At 63.7% G+C, this 16,583-nt stretch carries 19 protein-coding genes; 4 read left to right on the top strand and 15 right to left on the bottom strand.

Features of this window, described 5'->3' with window-relative positions:
• Positions 1-45: 45 nt before the first annotated feature.
• Positions 46-666 carry an energy transducer TonB gene (locus LOY22_RS05720; protein WP_258596791.1) on the top strand — a complete coding sequence of 207 codons (621 nt, stop codon included), beginning with the start codon at positions 46-48 and terminating at the stop codon, positions 664-666.
• 3 nt (positions 667-669) lie between these two features.
• On the opposite strand, the gene LOY22_RS05715 is transcribed toward LOY22_RS05720, so the two are convergent.
• The 8 genes from LOY22_RS05715 to ppc all read right to left on the bottom strand — a co-directional run bounded on the left by LOY22_RS05715 (position 670) and on the right by ppc (position 7,832).
• Positions 670-1,365 (bottom strand): extensin family protein, encoded by a 696-nt coding sequence (locus LOY22_RS05715; RefSeq protein WP_093386713.1) that lies wholly within the window; start codon positions 1,363-1,365, stop codon positions 670-672.
• Between the two features lie 6 nt (positions 1,366-1,371).
• Positions 1,372-2,202, bottom strand: a complete 831-nt coding sequence (locus LOY22_RS05710) for an oxaloacetate decarboxylase (RefSeq protein ID WP_213602233.1) — start codon at positions 2,200-2,202, stop codon at positions 1,372-1,374.
• A 33-nt stretch (positions 2,203-2,235) separates the two neighbouring features.
• Positions 2,236-3,105: a DUF72 domain-containing protein gene (locus LOY22_RS05705; protein WP_258596780.1), complete on the bottom strand. Its 870-nt coding sequence runs from the start codon at positions 3,103-3,105 to the stop codon at positions 2,236-2,238.
• Between the two features lie 3 nt (positions 3,106-3,108).
• On the bottom strand, positions 3,109-3,405 hold the full coding sequence (locus LOY22_RS05700) for a hypothetical protein (RefSeq protein WP_045193656.1): 297 nt from the start codon (positions 3,403-3,405) through the stop codon (positions 3,109-3,111).
• 129 nt (positions 3,406-3,534) lie between these two features.
• Positions 3,535-4,209, bottom strand: a complete 675-nt coding sequence (gene tsaB, locus LOY22_RS05695) for a tRNA (adenosine(37)-N6)-threonylcarbamoyltransferase complex dimerization subunit type 1 TsaB (protein WP_045193657.1) — start codon at positions 4,207-4,209, stop codon at positions 3,535-3,537.
• An 87-nt stretch (positions 4,210-4,296) separates the two neighbouring features.
• Complete coding sequence (gene adk / locus LOY22_RS05690) at positions 4,297-4,947, bottom strand: adenylate kinase (RefSeq protein ID WP_045193658.1); 651 nt, start codon at positions 4,945-4,947, stop codon at positions 4,297-4,299.
• A gap of 10 nt (positions 4,948-4,957) precedes the next feature.
• Positions 4,958-5,161, bottom strand: coding sequence for a hypothetical protein (locus LOY22_RS05685; protein ID WP_093386719.1), 204 nt, complete (start codon positions 5,159-5,161; stop codon positions 4,958-4,960).
• Between the two features lie 43 nt (positions 5,162-5,204).
• Entirely contained in the window at positions 5,205-7,832 is a 2,628-nt protein-coding gene (gene ppc, locus LOY22_RS05680; protein ID WP_195885811.1) for a phosphoenolpyruvate carboxylase, read from the bottom strand.
• Between the two features lie 157 nt (positions 7,833-7,989).
• Between ppc and LOY22_RS05675 the strand changes: the two genes are divergently transcribed.
• From LOY22_RS05675 to LOY22_RS05665, 3 genes are all read left to right on the top strand, one after another.
• Positions 7,990-8,334, top strand: a complete 345-nt coding sequence (locus LOY22_RS05675; RefSeq protein WP_093386725.1) for a pilin assembly protein — start codon at positions 7,990-7,992, stop codon at positions 8,332-8,334.
• A 274-nt stretch (positions 8,335-8,608) separates the two neighbouring features.
• Entirely contained in the window at positions 8,609-9,022 is a 414-nt protein-coding gene (locus LOY22_RS05670) for a DUF4398 domain-containing protein (RefSeq protein ID WP_045193662.1), read from the top strand.
• Between the two features lie 50 nt (positions 9,023-9,072).
• A complete protein-coding gene (locus LOY22_RS05665; protein WP_045193663.1) occupies positions 9,073-9,861 on the top strand; it encodes an OmpA family protein in 789 nt (262 codons plus the stop codon).
• Between the two features lie 107 nt (positions 9,862-9,968).
• Here LOY22_RS05665 and LOY22_RS05660 read toward each other — a convergent pair whose 3' ends face one another.
• The 7 genes from LOY22_RS05660 to prfB form a co-directional block, all read right to left on the bottom strand.
• Positions 9,969-10,298, bottom strand: a complete 330-nt coding sequence (locus LOY22_RS05660; RefSeq protein ID WP_093386728.1) for a hypothetical protein — start codon at positions 10,296-10,298, stop codon at positions 9,969-9,971.
• Entirely contained in the window at positions 10,295-11,218 is a 924-nt protein-coding gene (locus LOY22_RS05655; protein WP_093386731.1) for an alpha/beta hydrolase, read from the bottom strand. The genes LOY22_RS05660 and LOY22_RS05655 overlap by 4 nt, the downstream gene beginning before the upstream one ends.
• Entirely contained in the window at positions 11,190-12,467 is a 1,278-nt protein-coding gene (locus LOY22_RS05650; RefSeq protein WP_045193667.1) for a flavohemoglobin expression-modulating QEGLA motif protein, read from the bottom strand. Before LOY22_RS05650 ends, LOY22_RS05655 begins: the two co-directional genes overlap by 29 nt.
• A gap of 24 nt (positions 12,468-12,491) precedes the next feature.
• Positions 12,492-13,037, bottom strand: a complete 546-nt coding sequence (locus LOY22_RS05645; protein WP_045193668.1) for a hypothetical protein — start codon at positions 13,035-13,037, stop codon at positions 12,492-12,494.
• 28 nt (positions 13,038-13,065) lie between these two features.
• The gene (locus LOY22_RS05640) at positions 13,066-13,770 is read right to left on the bottom strand and encodes a TetR/AcrR family transcriptional regulator (RefSeq protein WP_045193669.1); all 705 of its coding nucleotides are present in this window, start codon (positions 13,768-13,770) and stop codon (positions 13,066-13,068) included.
• A gap of 100 nt (positions 13,771-13,870) precedes the next feature.
• Entirely contained in the window at positions 13,871-15,373 is a 1,503-nt protein-coding gene (gene lysS / locus LOY22_RS05635) for a lysine--tRNA ligase (protein ID WP_045193670.1), read from the bottom strand.
• A gap of 93 nt (positions 15,374-15,466) precedes the next feature.
• Positions 15,467-16,562, bottom strand: a protein-coding gene (prfB, locus tag LOY22_RS05630; RefSeq protein ID WP_143013309.1) for a peptide chain release factor 2 whose coding sequence is annotated in 2 segments (ribosomal slippage) — positions 15,467-16,489 and positions 16,491-16,562 — 1,095 coding nt in all. Because the reading frame shifts where the segments join, the coding sequence is not laid out codon by codon here.
• Positions 16,563-16,583: the final 21 nt, after the last annotated feature.

Here is a 16,583-nt window from a genome sequence, read left to right as displayed (position 1 = left end):
CGAAGTATTCGCTATTTTGCCAGACCAGCACCCTCTGCGACTGCCATGACCGACATTCTTCAGCTCAACTCAGGTTATATCTCGCCCGTCGGCGACTATGGCCGGCACAATACCCAGGCACTGGGCGGCGTCAGCCACCTGTGGCAGGATTTTTTTGCCCGCGCCCTGGCTGAGCAGCAAGGTCAAGAGGACGCGGCCAAGGCCGTGGCCACCGAGCAGTTCGACAAGGTCACCGGCGAGCCGCTGGGCGGCAGCCAGGTGCTGGCGCAGATCCACAACCAGCGCCTGTGCGATGTGCACGACACCGAACTGGCCCCGCCAGAGCCGCTGTTCCTGCCAATCGCCGAGCTTGAGCCGGAGCTGCTGGAAAAACTCGCGCCGCCGTTCAGCGCCGCCGAACTCATCGAGCAACAGCGCCAGCTGGATATCAGCAACACCTGGGTACGCCCGGTAGTCATGAGCCAGGGCCACCCGCTGCCCGAACCCGGCCCGGCACCACAGGCCAAACCGTTGTACCTGCCGATCGCCGAATTCGAGATGGACCTGCTGGACAAGGCGCCGGAGCCCTTCGACGACGCCACCATGGCCGTGCAGCAATCGCAGCTGGACTTCGACAACCGCTGGGCTCGCCCGGTGGTGCTGAACAACGTGCGCATCGCCGCCTGAGCCTTAGCGGCAGATCTGCCAGAAGCCCATGTCCAGGTGAAAGTGATTGCGATGCGCGGCGTTGTACTCAGGCCCCAGCACCGTGTTGAAACTGTCGCAGGCACTGGCGTGCACATCCCTTAAAAACTTCGCTTTGACGCCCTCGCCCGGCCAGTCCTTGAGCAACTGGATACGCTGCCCGTCCGCCAGGCGAAAGCCGGCGATATCCAGGGCATTGGCCGTGGCGTGCTGGCTCAGGCGGCCATTCTTGCGGTTGTACATGTTGCGACAGGCAAAGCTGCCCAGGTGATCGACCTGCACCACCGGCTGGGCAAAGGCGCGCTGTGCCGCCGGTTGCAGAGCGTGGCGCTCGAACAGCGCATAAGCCACCGCCAAGGGGCAACTGGCGAGAAAGCTGCTGCTCAGGCGCACCGACGAGCCTTCGACGCGCACCACGTTTTCCAGGGGGCACGGCGCATTGGCGGGGCTGTCGGCCTGCTTGCGGTAGCGCAGGCTGGAGGTGGCCAGGGCCTGCTCGCACAGCTGCGGATCATCCTCAAGGCGGCCCAATTTATACGGCGTAAGCAAGTTCGGCGGCTGGCGCACATCCAGCACCGCCCAGGGGTTCCAGGCATCCGGCAGATGCCAGCCCAGGCGCCAGGCAGCACCCAGTGCAACGAGCAGAATCAGACACAGTACCGCGAGCAATCCTTTGCGCATGGTCGATCAGCGCCTGAACAACTGGTTGAGCTGGTCGAACGACAGCGCCTGGTCGGCGTAGTCAAAACAGCCTTGATCATGAATCTGCTGCGCAGCGTTGAAAAACGCCCCATAGGCGGCCCGCGCCAGCGATGAGCCGACGCTGATGCGCTTGACCCCCAGCGCTTGAACGTCGGCAAAACTCAAGCGCACACCGCTCAGGCCCATCAGCACATTGACCGGCTTCGGCGCCACCGCCTGGACCACCCGACGGATCTCCTCGGCCGTACGCAAGCCCGGCGCATACAGCACATCGGCACCGGCTTCGGCGAAGGCCTGCAGGCGGGCGATGGTGTCGTCCAGGTCCATGCGCCCGTGCAGCAGGTTTTCCGCGCGGGCACAGAGCATGAACGGAAAGTCCAGGCTGCGCGCGGCGGTGACGGCCGCCTCGACCCGCTCCACGGCGTGATAGAAGCTGTAGATTGGCTCGTCGGCATTGCCGCTGGCATCCTCGATCGAGCCGCCCACCAGGCCAATGGCGGCGCCCTGCAGGATCGCCTCGGCACAGCCCTTGGGGTCGTCGCTGAAACCGTTCTCAAGGTCGGCAGCCACCGGCAATGCCGTGGCATCGACAATGGCGCGGGCATTGACCAGGGTTTCATCCAGGCTCATCGCCCCTTCGGCATCTGGCCGCCCCAGGGAGAACGCCAGGCCGGCGCTGGTGGTGGCCAACGCCTCGAAGCCGAGGCTGGCCAGCAGCTTGGCCGAGCCGGCATCCCAGGGGTTGGGAATGACAAAGGCGCCATCGCGCTCATGCAGGGCTTTGAAGGCTTCGGCACGCAGGGTTTGCACATCCATGATCTCGGCTCCCGGGCAGGCGGCAGGACGCGCTCAGAGCAGGCCGAGTTGTTCGGCCTCTGGCGTGCGGTCCAGTTCAGGCAAGGCCGCAAGCCCCGGCAGGCGCTCCATCAGGCCTTGATGAAAACGCCGGGCCAGGGCGGCGGCCAGGCGGTTGTCGGCAGTATGCAGGAAAACATAGGGGCTGCGCCCCTCCTCGATCCAGGCCGCGACCTTGTCCAGCCACGGCAGCAGAAACGGCTCGTTGGCGGCCAGCTCCGGGTGGCCGATGAAGCGGATCTGCGGGTGCTGGGTAAAGGCGGTCGGGCGAGGCGGCACGCGCGGCTTTTTCGACTGGGCGTGGAGCACCTCGGGCGTCTGTGAAGTACAACTGAACAACGCGCGAGGGTCGAGACAGATGCGCTCCACACCACGCTCAAGCAGCAGGCGGTTGAGCAGGCGCTCTTCCTCGCCCTTGCTGAAGAATGCCGCATTGCGCACCTCCACGGCGATGGGTACGCCAGCTTCGTCGATAAAGCTCACTAGCTCGCTCAGGCGCGCCGGGCCGAAGGTTGCCGGCAACTGCAGCCAGTACGGCGCAACCCGTGCGCCAAGGGGCTTGAGCAATTCGATGAAGGACTGGGCGGCGGCCAGTTGAGCGTGCAGGTCACCGCTGTGGCTGATGTCGCCGGGGAACTTGGCGGTGAAGCGAAAGTGCGCCGGCATCAGCTGCGCCCAGCGTTCGATGGTCGCCGGTGCCGGGCGGGCATAAAAGGTGGTGTTGCCTTCTACGGCATTGAAGACCCGGCTATACAGGCCGAGGAAGTCGCTGGTTTTAGCCTCGGCCGGGTACAGGTACTCGCGCCAGGCGTTTTCACTCCAGGACGGACAACCGACAAAATAGGGCAGCGTGGACAGACTCATCCATCAAATGTACAGGTCCAGCCCCAGTACTTCCATCTCCCAGTCAACGAAACCGGCAGTGGTCAGGTAGCTGGCCAGGGCATGGGCGGTGCGCTTGTTGCGCGCCCGCGGGAAGATCATGTCCTGAGGCCGCGCAGGCAGGCCGCCAGTGCGCGCCTGGCCGTGGCTGGCGCTGGCTTGCGCCTGTACTTCGAACTCGCCCGGCAGATCTTCGTCGTCCACGTCATCGGTACGTACCGGCGCTTTGCGCGGGGCTCGCTTGATGGGGTAGGACTGAGAAGAAAAACCGTCTATGCGCATGGCGATTACTCAGGAGCAGTGATGGCAATTTAGCAGCATCGCTGATCCTTCGCTAATGCCCGATTGATAACTGGACCACAGATCGGGCAAAAGGTTTTATTTTGCCTGGGAATAACCGACGAACTGCACTCAGCGCGCTTTCGGCGTGGCCACCTTGTCGCGCAGGTACACAGGTTGCGCGAGGTCGGCGGCAATCGCCTCGCCGCGCTGCCAGGCGAAGGTCGCCAGGCTCAGCAGGTCCTGGGCATGGGGCAGCAGGCTGGCGTCCTGGCCGCAGGCCTTGACCGCCAGGCGCTCGGCATAGCCCCAGCCAGTGCCCGCGCCAAACCAGTCGCCGCTGGCACCCTCGGGCAAGGCCACCTGCTCCGGTGGCAGCACCGCCTCCTTGCCCTGCAGGCGCATTTCGCCGTCAACGTTGCGATAGCAGCCCCAGTAGACCTCGTCCATGCGCGCATCGATTGCCGCCGCCACTTGCTGCACGCCCTGCTCACGCATCGCGCGCTGGGCCAGCACGGCCAGGTTGGACACCGGCAGTACCGGCCGCTCCAGGGCGAAGGCCAGGCCCTGGACCACGCCAATGGCAATGCGCACGCCAGTGAAGGCGCCCGGGCCACGACCGAAGGCGATGGCATCGAGCTGTTGCAGGGTGACGCCGGCATCGGCCAGCAGTTGCTGGATCATCGGCAGCAGCTTCTGCGCGTGCAGGCGCGGGATCACCTCATAGTGGCTGGAAACCTTGCCATCATGCAGCAAGGCAACGGAGCAGGCTTCGGTGGCGGTGTCGAGGGCCAGCAAGGTGGTCATCGGGGGTTCCAGGGGCAAGAAAAAAGAGCAGCATTATAAACAACAACGGCCCGCAAGCGGGCCGTTGTCTGCACTACCGAGCGTCGATCAGCTCAGTGCGGCCAGGACCTTGGCGGTGATCGCGTCAACCGAGCCCACGCCTTCGATATGCGCGTACTTCGGCTTGCCAGCGTTGGCAGCCGACAGCTTCTGGTAGAAGTCTACCAGCGGCTTGGTCTGGTCGTGGTAGACCGACAGGCGATGACGCACGGTTTCTTCGGTGTCGTCTTTGCGCTGCACCAGCGCTTCGCCGGTTTCGTCGTCCTTGCCTTCAACCTTTGGCGGGTTGTAGACAACGTGGTAAACGCGGCCCGAACCTTCGTGCACACGGCGGCCAGCGATACGCTGAACGATTTCTTCGTCTTCGACAGCGATTTCGACCACGGCATCCAGCTCGACGCCAGCAGTCACCAGGGCTTCAGCCTGAGGAATGGTGCGCGGGAAGCCGTCGAACAGGAAGCCGTTGGCGCAGTCAGGCTGGGCAATACGGTCCTTGACCAGGTTGATGATCAGCTCGTCGGAGACCAGCTTGCCAGCGTCCATGATCGCCTTGGCTTCCAGGCCCAGCGGGGTGCCGGCCTTGACCGCGGCGCGCAGCATGTCGCCAGTGGAAATCTGTGGAATACCGAACTTTTCGGTGATGAACTTTGCCTGAGTACCTTTACCGGCCCCGGGAGCTCCCAGCAGAATTACGCGCATCTTGTGCTCCTCATTTTTTTGTAAGCAAATCAGTGGGTTTGCCACGCAGGGCCAATCCCGGAATTTGGGTGATGATCGTAATTTCGATCAAAAGGCTGCTCAAGATACACAGCGCCCGCAAGCCACACAAGCGCTCGAAAGTCGGAAAAACCCACGCACTGTGGCCACTTGCAGCACAGGTTGCGCCGAGCGCAACCTGTTGCTTTACAAGCATTCTGCCCTTCCTGGGCAAACCCTCGGCAAAGCGTTTTGCCAACTCAGCCGGTATTGCGCAAACCTGCCGCGATGCCGGCCACGGTGACCAGCAAGGCCTGCTCCAACGGGCTGTCCAGAGCGGCTTCACGCCCACGCGAGCGCGCCAGCAGCTCAGCCTGCAATAGATGCAGCGGGTCCAGATAGGTGTTGCGCAAGCGGATGAATTCCAGGGTTTCGGGGCTGTGGGCCAGTAGCACCGGCTGCCCGGTCAGCCCCAACACCACCTCGCACGCCTGCGACAATAGGTCGCGCAAATGTGCACCCAAAGGTCGCAGTTCTGGTTGCACCAGACGTTCGTCGTAGGAGCGGGCGATATCGGCATCGGCCTTGGCCAGAACCATCTCCAGCATGTCGATACGTGTGCGGAAAAACGGCCACTGCTCGCGCATCTCGGCCAGCAACGGCCCCTGGCCGCGAGCCAGGGCGTTGTTCAATGCCGCTTCCCAGCCGAGCCAGGCCGGCAGCATCAGGCGGGTCTGGGTCCAGCCGAAAATCCACGGGATCGCCCGCAGGCTTTCGATGCCACCGGCGCGGCGCTTGGCCGGGCGGCTGCCCAGCGGCAGGCGGCCGAGTTCCTGTTCGGGGGTGGACTGGCGGAAGTACTCGACGAACTCGGGGTTGTCGCGCACCACGCCGCGATAGGCCTTGACGCCGTCGGCAGCTAACTGGTCCATCAGCGCGCGCCAGGCCGGTTGTGGCGGCGGCGGTGGCAGCAGGGTCGCTTCGAGCACCGCCGCCAGGTAGAGGTTGAGGTTCTGCTCGGCGATGTCCGGCAAGCCGAATTTGAAGCGGATCATCTCGCCCTGCTCGGTAGTGCGCAAGCGCCCGGCCACCGAACCCGGCGGCTGCGACAGGATCGCCGCGTGGGCCGGGCCGCCGCCACGCCCGACGGTACCGCCACGGCCGTGGAACAACAGCAGTTCGACCTGCTGCTCGCGGCAGATGCGCACCAGGGTTTCCTGGGCGCGGTACTGGGCCCAGGCCGCGGCCGTGGTGCCGGCATCCTTGGCCGAATCGGAATAGCCGATCATCACCTCCTGCGGGCCGTGCAGGCCGGCGCGATACCCCGGCAAGCCCAGCAGGCGCTCCATCACCGGCCCGGCGTTGTCCAGGTCAGCGAGGGTTTCAAACAACGGCACCACGCGCATCGGCCGCAGCACGCCGGCCTCTTTAAGCAGCAACTGCACCGCCAGCACATCGGAAGCGGCGCCGGCCATGGAGATCACATAGGAGCCCAGCGAAGCTGCCGGTGCAGCGGCAATCTCGCGGCAGGTGGCGAGCACTTCGGCGGTGTCGGCCTGGGGCCTGAAGTAGCTGGGCAGCAGTGGCCGCCGGCTGTTGAGTTCCTGCTGCAGGAAGGCCACACGCGCGTCTTCATCCCACTCGGCGTAGCGGCCAAGGCCCAGGTATTCGGTGATTTCACTCAGCGCCGAGGTGTGCCGGGCGGCGTCCTGGCGCACGTCCAGACGCACCAGAAACAGGCCGAAGGTCACCGCCCGACGCAGGCAGTCGAGCAGTGGGCCATCGGCAATCACGCCCATGCCGCAAGCATGCAGTGATTCGAAGCACAGCTGCAGCGGCTCGAACAGTTCACGGTTGTCCTGCAGCACTTCAGCGGCCGGCGCTTGCGCCGTGGTCAGCGCGGCATGGGCCCAGGCGCGGGTGACCCGCAGGCGCTCACGCAATTGCTTGAGCACGGCGCGATAAGGCTCGGCCGACTCGCCCACCTTGGCCCTCAGCGCTTCGCTGGCCTGCTGCATCGACAGCTCTGCGGCCAGGGCATCGATATCGCGTAAAAACAGGTCAGCGGCCATCCAGCGCGCCAGCAACAGCACTTCACGGGTCACCGGCGCAGTGACATTGGGGTTGCCGTCACGGTCGCCGCCCATCCACGAGGCAAAGCGGATCGGCGCCGCCTCCAGCGGCAGGCGCAGGCCGGTGGCCTGGTGCAGGGCCTTGTCGACCTTGCGCAAGTGGTGTGGCACCGCTTGCCATAGCGAATGCTCGATCACCGCAAAGCCCCATTTGGCTTCGTCTACCGGGGTTGGCCGGGTGCGGCGGATTTCTTCGGTGTGCCAGGCTTCGGCGATCAGCCGTTGCAGGCGTTCGCGGATCTGCTCGCGTTCGGCGGGGGTCAGGTCGCGGTGATCCTGGGCAGCCAGTTGCGCGGCAATCGCGTCGTACTTCTGGATCAAGGTGCGCCGCGCCACCTCGGTCGGGTGGGCGGTAAGCACCAGCTCGATGCTGAGCTTGCCCAGTTGCCGGGCCAGGGCATCGTCGCTGTGGCCGGCGGCCTTGAGCCGCGCCAGCAGTTCGGGCAGCACCCGCGCTTCGAAAGGTTCGGCCTGGCCGGCGTCGCGGCGGCGGATCAGCTGATACTGCTCGGCGATGTTGGCCAGGTTGAGAAACTGGTTGAAGGCCCGCGCCACCGGCAACAGCTGGTCTTCGGCGAGGTCATTGAGGGTCGAGCTCAGTTGCTCGGCGCTACCGCTGCGGTCGGCCTTGGCACTGCGGCGTATGTCCTCGATGGTCTGCAAAAACGCTTCGCCGTGCTGCTCGCGCACGGTATCGCCCAACAACTCGCCCAACAAATGAACATCTTCACGCAAGCGCACATCGATATCAGTCATCAGCCATGTCTCCGGCATTCGGGAAAACCGCTCTGGGTCCAGAGTGCCCCAGTAGCGCCCGGGCTTCAAGGCAGGGCCACGGCTGGGCTACATGGCTGAGCTACAGGGTTGAGCTACTGGGTGAACTACGCTCAACACAGGCATACAGGAGACCATCATGAAAATCCGTGATCTTGCCCAGCATTGGGAACAGCACGCCAAAGGCTCGCTGAGCCCCACCGGCCATGTCCTGCACCTGGACATGGAAGCGGCGGCGCGCCTGGCGGCCCTGGCCGAGATGTACCCCAAGCGCCAACCCGAAGAACTGCTCGGCGAACTGCTCGGGGCTGCGCTTGAAGAGCTGGAAGCGAGCTTTCCGTATGTTCAGGGCGCGCAGGTGATTGCCACCGACGAAGAGGGTGACCCGCTGTACCAGGACATCGGTCCGACCCCGCGGTTTCTTGCCCTTTCACGCCGCTACCTGCACGAGATGAGCAACCCCAAAGAGGCCGGCAAGCCTTGATCCACCCCGCCTCCTGATCCGCGCTGCGAGCGCCCGCGCAGGCGCTCGCGTACCGCCGGCACCCCTGAAAGTTCAACGAAAAACCCACTGACCGATCAGTCAGAAAAAACCGCGAACAAGCGGCACTTTTTTCTGAACTATTCAAAAAACGCTTCGGTCACAGCCAATAGCCATCACGGCAAAACCCTTTCAGAACCGGGTCAGAGCAGTCCCGTAGCTGACGGGTCGCGCCGATGGACTGTTACGGAATTCGTTGTTCATCAGGAGTGATCCAATGGAGTTGACCACCATGAAGACCCGCACCGCAAACACCCCGTCCACTCACCTGCGCGGGCTCAAGCTGGCCGCGCTGGCACTGGGCAGCAGCCTGGTCCTGGCCGGCTGTGCCGGCAACCCACCTACCGAGCAGTACGCTGTCACGCAATCGGCGGTCAATTCCGCTGTCAGCGCCGGCGGTACCGAGTTTGCCGCCGTCGAGATGAAGGCTGCGCAGGACAAGCTCAAACAGGCGGAAATCGCCATGCACGACAAGAAGTACGACGACGCCAAGCGCCTGGCCGAGCAGGCCGAGTGGGACGCCCGCGTCGCCGAGCGCAAGGCCCAGGCCGCCAAGGCCGAGAAAGCCGTACAGGATGCCCGCCAGGGCGTTCAGGACCTGCGTGAGGAAGGCATGCGCAGCGTCGAATGACGCCCGCTCACCGACCCGTGCATTCGTAATCGATCAAAGGATGAACCATTATGCGTAAACACGTGATGATCCCCGCCCTTCTGGCCCTGAGCGTTGGCCTGGCCGCCTGCTCGACGCAGCCGAACGCCAACCTGGAATCGGCCCGGACCAACTTCTCGGCCCTGCAGAGCAACCCGCAGGCCGCCAAGGTCGCGGCCCTTGAAACCAAGGACGCCCAGGACTGGCTGAACAAGGCCGACAAAGCCTACATGGACAAGGAAGACTCGAAAAAAGTCGACCAGCTTGCCTACCTGACCAACCAGCGGGTTGAAGTGGCCAAGCAGACCATTGCCCTGCGCACTGCCGAAGGCAACCTGAAAAACGCTGCCGCCCAGCGTGCCCAGGCGCGCCTGGATGCCCGCGATGCGCAGATCAAGAAGCTGCAGGACAGCCTCAACGCCAAGCAGACCGACCGCGGCACCCTGGTGACCTTCGGCGACGTGCTGTTCGACTTCGACAAGGCCACGCTCAAGAGCAGCGCCTACCCGAACATCACCAAGCTGGCGCAGTTCCTCCAGGAGAACCCTGACCGCAAGGTGATCGTCGAGGGCTACACCGACAGCAAGGGCAGCGCCAACTACAACCAGTCGCTGTCCGAGCGCCGCGCCGCGGCCGTGCGCATGGCGCTGGTACGTGCCGGTGTAGATCCGGCGCGCATCGTCGCCCAGGGCTACGGCAAGGAGTATCCGGTGGCCGACAACACCAGCAACTCGGGTCGCGCGCAGAACCGTCGGGTGGAAGTGACCATTTCCAACGACAACCAGCCGGTGGCGCCGCGTTCGGTCAGCCAGCTGAACTGAAGCTAGCTGTGCAGTAAAAAAATCCCGCCGCGTCTGGCGGGATTTTTGTTTGGCTTGCGGGCCTTCATCGCGGGTCAAGTCGGATCGCCGCACCGCCGCTCCCGCAATTACTCTTTCACTTCTTGTGGGGTTTCCTGACCCAGGCAACGCACCGCCTGCTTCTTGTTGTTGACCAGCACACCCGTCAGGCCTTTTTGCGCGGTATCGAACAACACCAGCACGCCATCGACGCACTGCGCCACCTGGCTGGCCGGCTGCAGGGAGATCTTGTAGTCCTCGCCAGGGATGGTCTTGAGCATGGTGAAGTCGGACAGCAGCAAGGCATCCTCGGGCTTGGCGAAATGCAGGTAACCGTAGTACCACAGGGCCGCGACGGTACCGATGATGCTGCAGACTCCGGTAATGATCAGCGGGATGGCGTTGCGTTCTTCACTCATTGCGACTTCTCGTCAGGGTAGTTGGGGACTTCGGCCAGGCGCCGCAGCCCGTTGAAATGCTTCGGGTCGTCCAGAAAGCGCAACATGACCTGGCGCCAGGTCTTGTCGGCAAAGGTCTGCACATGCCCGCCACGGGTCAGCTGCAACACCCTCGGGGGCGGCGCAGCCTGATACAACTGCAGGCCGTTGACCAGCGGCACGATGGGGTCGTCGATGCTGTGGAAGAACAGCTTGGGCGGGGTCTTGATCTGCGCGATCGAATGGATCGCACTGTCGCCATCGGGCACCAGCCACGACAAAGGCACCTGCAGCGGCCAGGTCAACCACGAATTGCTCAGGGCAAAGCGCCCGACCTGACGGTAGCTGGCCGGTACGCCATCGAAGACCATGGCCTTGAAGCGCTCGGCCTGGCGCGGATGCTCGGCCAGGTAATGGATAGCCATTGAGCCGCCCAGGCTCTGGCCCAGCAGGATCTGCGGTTTGCCCTGCACCTCGGGGGCCCGGTCCAGCCAGGCCAGCGCCGCGGCGATGTCCTGGTAGACCTCCGGCAGCCCGGGCTTGCCCTCCGACAGGCCGTAGCCGCGGTAGTCGAGCAACAGCACCTGATAACCCTGCTCCGGCAACCACCAGCTGCCGCCCAGATGCCAGGCCAGGTTGCCGCCATTGCCATGCAGGTGCAGCACCGTGCCCTTGACCTCGACACCGGCCTTGGCCGGCAGCCACCAGCCATGCAGGCGGGTGCCGTCAGCGGCGGTCAGGGTCACGTCGCGGTACGCGAGTTTGGCTTTCTCGGGGGTGAACGGCTGGCCAGGCTCGGGATAGAACAACAGCGAACTGCAGCCGCCCAGACTCAGCAGCACCAGCAGCAGGCTCAGATGCCTGCGCCATGCTTCAGAGAATGTTCGAGTAATCGGCTTCAATCCGGTCCAGGCTCAGGTGGTTGAGGAAGTTGGAGAAACACATCCAGGCCGACAGCGCGTTGAGGTCGCGAAACTGCTCAGGCAGGTACTTGGGCGGTTCCACCAGGCCTTCATCGACCAGTTGGCGCAAGGTGCGCATGTCTTCAAGGGTGGTCTTGCCGCAGAACAACAAGGGGATCTGTTCGAGCTTGCCCTTGCGCACGGCCAACTGAATATAGTTGTAAACCATGATAAAGCCCTTGAGATAGGACAAGTCCTTGGTAAACGGCAAACCATTGGGCACCGAGCCGCGGAACACCCGGCTGGCGTTGCCGTAGCTTTCGGCCATCTCGAAACCCTGGGCGCGGAAAAACTCATACACCTGCATGAAGTCGGCGCCCTCCTCGACCATATGGATGGCGCGGGTGCGGTTGGTCAGCTTGCGCAGACGGCTGGGGTAGGAGGCGAAGGCGATCACTTCCATGAGGATCGCCAGGCCTTCCTGGGTCACGGTCGACGAGGGCGGGCCCTTGGCCAGGAAGGTGCAGATCGGCTGGTTGAGACCGTTGAGGGTGGTGCCGACGTGCACCAGGCCTTCGTGAACCTCCAGCGCGCGCACATCGCGGCTGTTGAACATGGCGTCGGCGCGGATCTTGATGTAGTCGGCGCCAGCGGCGGCGTCGGCGACGATACCGTCGGACTCGAACACGCGGATGGTGTCTTCGGCCTCGTTGAACACCTTGTTCAGGCGGCCCTGGAGCATCTCCACAGCCTGCTTGGCGGTGAGGTTCTTCGGCTCGTCCTTGAGGTCGCCACGGCCGTCGATGTTGTTCAGGTAGTCCGAGAGCATCAGGCCGAGGTCGGCCAGGGTCGGGTCACCGGCATGGAAGGCATCGGAGGCGGCGCCGTACAGTTCCTGGGAGATCAGGCCGAAATCCTCGGTGCCGCGCGCTTCGAGCATGCGCACCACCATGCGGTATTCCTTGCACATGCGCCGCATGATCTGCCCGACCGGGTTGAACTGGCCAAGCTGGCGGGTGATGTCGCGCTCGATGTTCTGGAACTCGAGCTTGACTGCCGCCGAGTCGAACGACAGCGGCCGGCCCTGGTAGTAGGCGCGGTCTACCGCTGGCAGCTCCTTGCCCTTGGCCTTGAGGAAACCCTGGCGGATATTGTCGTCCCACTTCACCGCATCAAGCACGCGAATGGGCGTTTGCGCCAGGACAATGCGATCAGACAGGGCACGTATCGTCTGCTGGTACTCGTCCACCCTACACTCCTTGAATTGCGCTGATTACTTGCCGGCCCGCTTGAAGCGCGCCACTTCGATGAACAGGTCGGAGTTGGCCGGGTCGTCCAGGTAAGCCAGGACGCGCTCGGCCGGGCTGTCGATTAGAACCCCTTCGCCGTTTTCTTCGGGCACCTCGATGCTGCGGCCGCTGAGTTCTTTCTTCTGCACAGCCTGGTTGACCTGCTCGACATCAAGGTTGTAGACCACCAGTTCCTTGTTATCGAGCACTTCAAAACCGCCAATCAGGAAGTTGCCGCCCAGACGCTTGGGCACGCCGGCCGAGAGGTACCAGCGGTTGCCGTGCTGGGACACGGTGAAGGCGTACTCGTCGCGCTTCTTGTTCTTGCCGATGGCCACTGCCTTGTAGGCGTTGCCACCGCTGCGGCTGATCTGCAGGGTCAGCGGCTCGCCCCAGGCGTCCTTGCTGGTCCAGGTGCCGAGCAGGGCCTTGGGTGCAGGTTTGTTGCCCGGAATCGGCTCGTTGAAGGTGACCAGACAACCGCCAAGCAGCAAGAACGACAATGCCAACAGCAGGGTTCTGGCTTTCATCAACCTCTCCTTGAAATAGGTTCGCGCCTTACACCGACGCCAAGACCAGATGCAGGTACCGGGTAAGAATAGCGAGCATCGGCGCTTCAGCCTGGGCTTGTTCAGCGTCGAGCAGGCCCTGATATTCCATCTGCTCGATAATCGCCGTCAACACCAGGGCATCCTGTTGTGGCTGACACGAGCCTACCACCTGCAGCATCTGCACGGCGCCGCGCAGCAGAATCTGCTCGTGCAGCTTGACCAGCTCGGCCAGGCGCGGGCACAGCAGCGCCTCCTGGCGAAAGGCCTGCTCGGCCATCAGAAAGTCGCGGCGGTTATGCAATTGGCGCTGCACATAGTCGGTGGTCATCTTCGCTACTTCATCGGCCAGGCGCGCCCGCCACTGCGGGCTGCCATCGCCCTGGGAGAGCAACTGGCGCAGCACCACCTCGGTGTTCTCCCAGAGCTTGGCCATGTAGGCCGCGCTGCGTTCGACATACTGGGCGAAGGTGTCGGTGAGCAGGTCTTCGATGTCCTTGAAGTAATAGGTGGTCGCCGACAGCGGCACGCCGGCCTCGGCTGCCACCGCGCGGTGGCGCACGCCGCGCACGCCGTCACGCACGACGATGCGCATGGCCGCGTCGAGGATCTGCTGGCGGCGCTGCTCGCTGCCTTCGCGGCTGGCCTTGCGGCCCTGGTACTGCACGCTTTCGGCCACCGCTGTAGCCACGCAGGCGGCGCCTTGTTGAGTCATTGCAGGAGTCACTGCTGGTCTACCCCAAACGTTGGATCCGATCGATGAATTTCTTCCAGGCATGAAAAAGCCGCCCCGGAAGGCGGCTTGTTCAGTTCGCTCAGGCCTGTGGGCGCATGTGCGGGAACAGGATGACGTCGCGAATCGATGGCGAGTTGGTCAGCAGCATCACCAGACGGTCGATGCCGATGCCTTCACCGGCGGTTGGCGGCATGCCGTATTCCAAGGCACGGACGAAGTCGGCATCGTAGTGCATGGCTTCGTCGTCACCGGCGTCTTTCTCGGCCACCTGGGCCATGAAACGCTCGGCCTGGTCTTCGGCATCGTTGAGCTCGGAGTAGGCGTTGGCGATTTCACGGCCACCGATGAACAGCTCGAAGCGGTCGGTGACGTTCGGGTTGTCGTCGTTGCGACGGGCCAGCGGCGAGACTTCGAACGGGTACTGGGTGATGAAGTGCGGCTGCTCGAGCTTGTGCTCGACCAGCTCTTCGAAAATCATCACCTGCAGCTTGCCCAGGCCTTCGAAGCCGAGCACCTTGGCGCCGGCTTTCTTGGCGATCTCACGGGCCTTGTCGATGTCCTGCAGGTCGGCGGCGCTGATCTCGGGGTTGTACTTGAGGATCGAGTCGAACACCGACAGGCGCACGAACGGCTCGCCGAAGTGGAACACCTTGTCGCCATACGGCACGTCGGTGCTGCCCAGAACCAGCTGGGCCAGTTCGCGGAACAGCTCCTCGGTGAGGTCCATGTTGTCTTCGTAGTCGGCGTGGGCCTGGTAGAACTCGAGCATGGTGAACTCGGGGTTGTGCCGGGTCGAAACGCCTTCGTTACGGAAGTTGCGGTTGATCTCGAAGACCTTCTCGAAACCACCGACCACCAGGCGCTTGAGGTACAGCTCCGGGGCGATGCGCAGGAACATCTGCATGTCCAGGGCATTGTGGTGGGTTTCGAACGGCTTGGCTGCGGCGCCACCAGGAATGGTCTGCAGCATTGGCGTCTCGACTTCGAGGAAGTCGCGGGCCATCAGGAAGTTGCGGATGTGGGCGATGACCTGCGAGCGAACGCGGAAGGTGTGGCGGGTTTCATCGTTGACCATCAGGTCGACGTAGCGCTGGCGGTAGCGCTGCTCGGTGTCGGTCAGGCCGTGGTGCTTGTCCGGCAGCGGGCGCAGCGACTTGGTCAGCAGGCGCACGCTGGTCATTTCGACGTACAGGTCGCCCTTGCCGGAGCGCGCCAGGGTACCTTCGGCGGCGATGATGTCGCCCAGGTCCCAGGTCTTGACCGCGGCCAGGGTTTCTTCCGGCAGGGTCTTGCGGTTGACGTAGACCTGGATGCGCCCGGTCATGTCCTGGATCACCATGAACGAGCCACGGTTGAGCATGATGCGCCCGGCAACCTTGACCGGAATCGCTGCAGCTTCCAGCTCTTCCTTGGTCTTGTCGACATACTGTTTCTGCAGGTCGTTGCAGTAGCTGTCACGGCGGAAGTCGTTGGGGAAGGCGTTACCCTTGGCGCGCTCGGCAGCAAGTTTTTCCTTGCGCAGCGCGATCAGGTTGTTTTCTTCCTGTTGCAGGTCTTGCGATTCGGTCTTCAGGTCGCTCATGTCGTCATTCTTTCCATCAGGTATTCGTTGCCCTTTTCGGGCAGGGCACGCGATGCCGGCGGGCGGCCGGGCATCGCGGCGGTGGTGTGCGGCTTACAGCCCCTGCTTGAGGCTCGCTTCCAGGTACTGGTCGAGGTCGCCGTCCAGCACCTTCTGGCAGTCGCTGCGCTCGACGCCGGTACGCAGGTCCTTGATACGCGAGTCATCCAGCACGTACGAACGGATCTGGTGGCCCCAGCCGATGTCCGACTTGCTGTCTTCCAATGCCTGCGAGGCGGCGTTGCGCTTCTGCATTTCCAGCTCGTACAACTTGGCCCGCAGCATTTTCATGGCGGTGTCCTTGTTGGCGTGCTGGGAGCGTTCGTTCTGGCAGGCCACCACGGTGTTGGTCGGCACGTGGGTGATACGTACTGCCGAGTCGGTGGTGTTTACGTGCTGGCCACCGGCGCCCGAGGAGCGGTAGGTGTCGACGCGCAGGTCGGACGGGTTGATGTCGATTTCGACCTTGTCGTCGATCTCGGGCGACACGAACACCGCCGAGAACGAGGTGTGGCGACGGGCGCCGGAGTCGAACGGGCTCTTGCGCACCAGGCGGTGCACGCCGATCTCGGTACGCAGCCAGCCGAAGGCGTACTCGCCCTTGATGTGCACGGTGGCACCCTTGATGCCGGCGACTTCACCCTCGGAAAGCTCGATGATGGTGGCGTCGAAACCGCGCTTGTCGGCCCAGCGCAGGTACATGCGCAGGAGGATGTTGGCCCAGTCCTGCGCTTCGGTACCACCGGAGCCGGCCTGGATGTCCAGGTAGGCGTTGTTCATGTCCATCTCGCCGCTGAACATGCGACGGAACTCAAGCTGTGCCAGGCTTTCTTCCAGACCTTGCAGCTCGGTCACGACGTCGCTCGCGGCGCCTTCGTCATTTTCCTCGACGGCCATGTCGAGCAGGTCCTGGCAGTCGGCCAGGCCACCGGACATCTTGTCCAGGGTCTCGACGACCTGCGCCAGCATGGCACGTTCGCGGCCCAGGGCCTGAGCGTACTCGGGCTTGTTCCAGACGTTCGGGTCTTCGAGCTCGCGGTTGACTTCGATCAGGCGGTCATGCTTTTGATCGTAGTCAAAGATACCCCCGAATGGACTCGGAGCGCTCGGTGAGGTCCTTGATGGTGTTCAGGATCGGTTGGATTTCCATGGGCGGGCAGCTCTCGTGCGT

Origin of the sequence: Pseudomonas sp. B21-035, from assembly GCF_024748945.1 — a bacterium.
Lineage (GTDB): Bacteria > Pseudomonadota > Gammaproteobacteria > Pseudomonadales > Pseudomonadaceae > Aquipseudomonas.
This window is presented reverse-complemented; position numbering and strand designations above follow the sequence as displayed.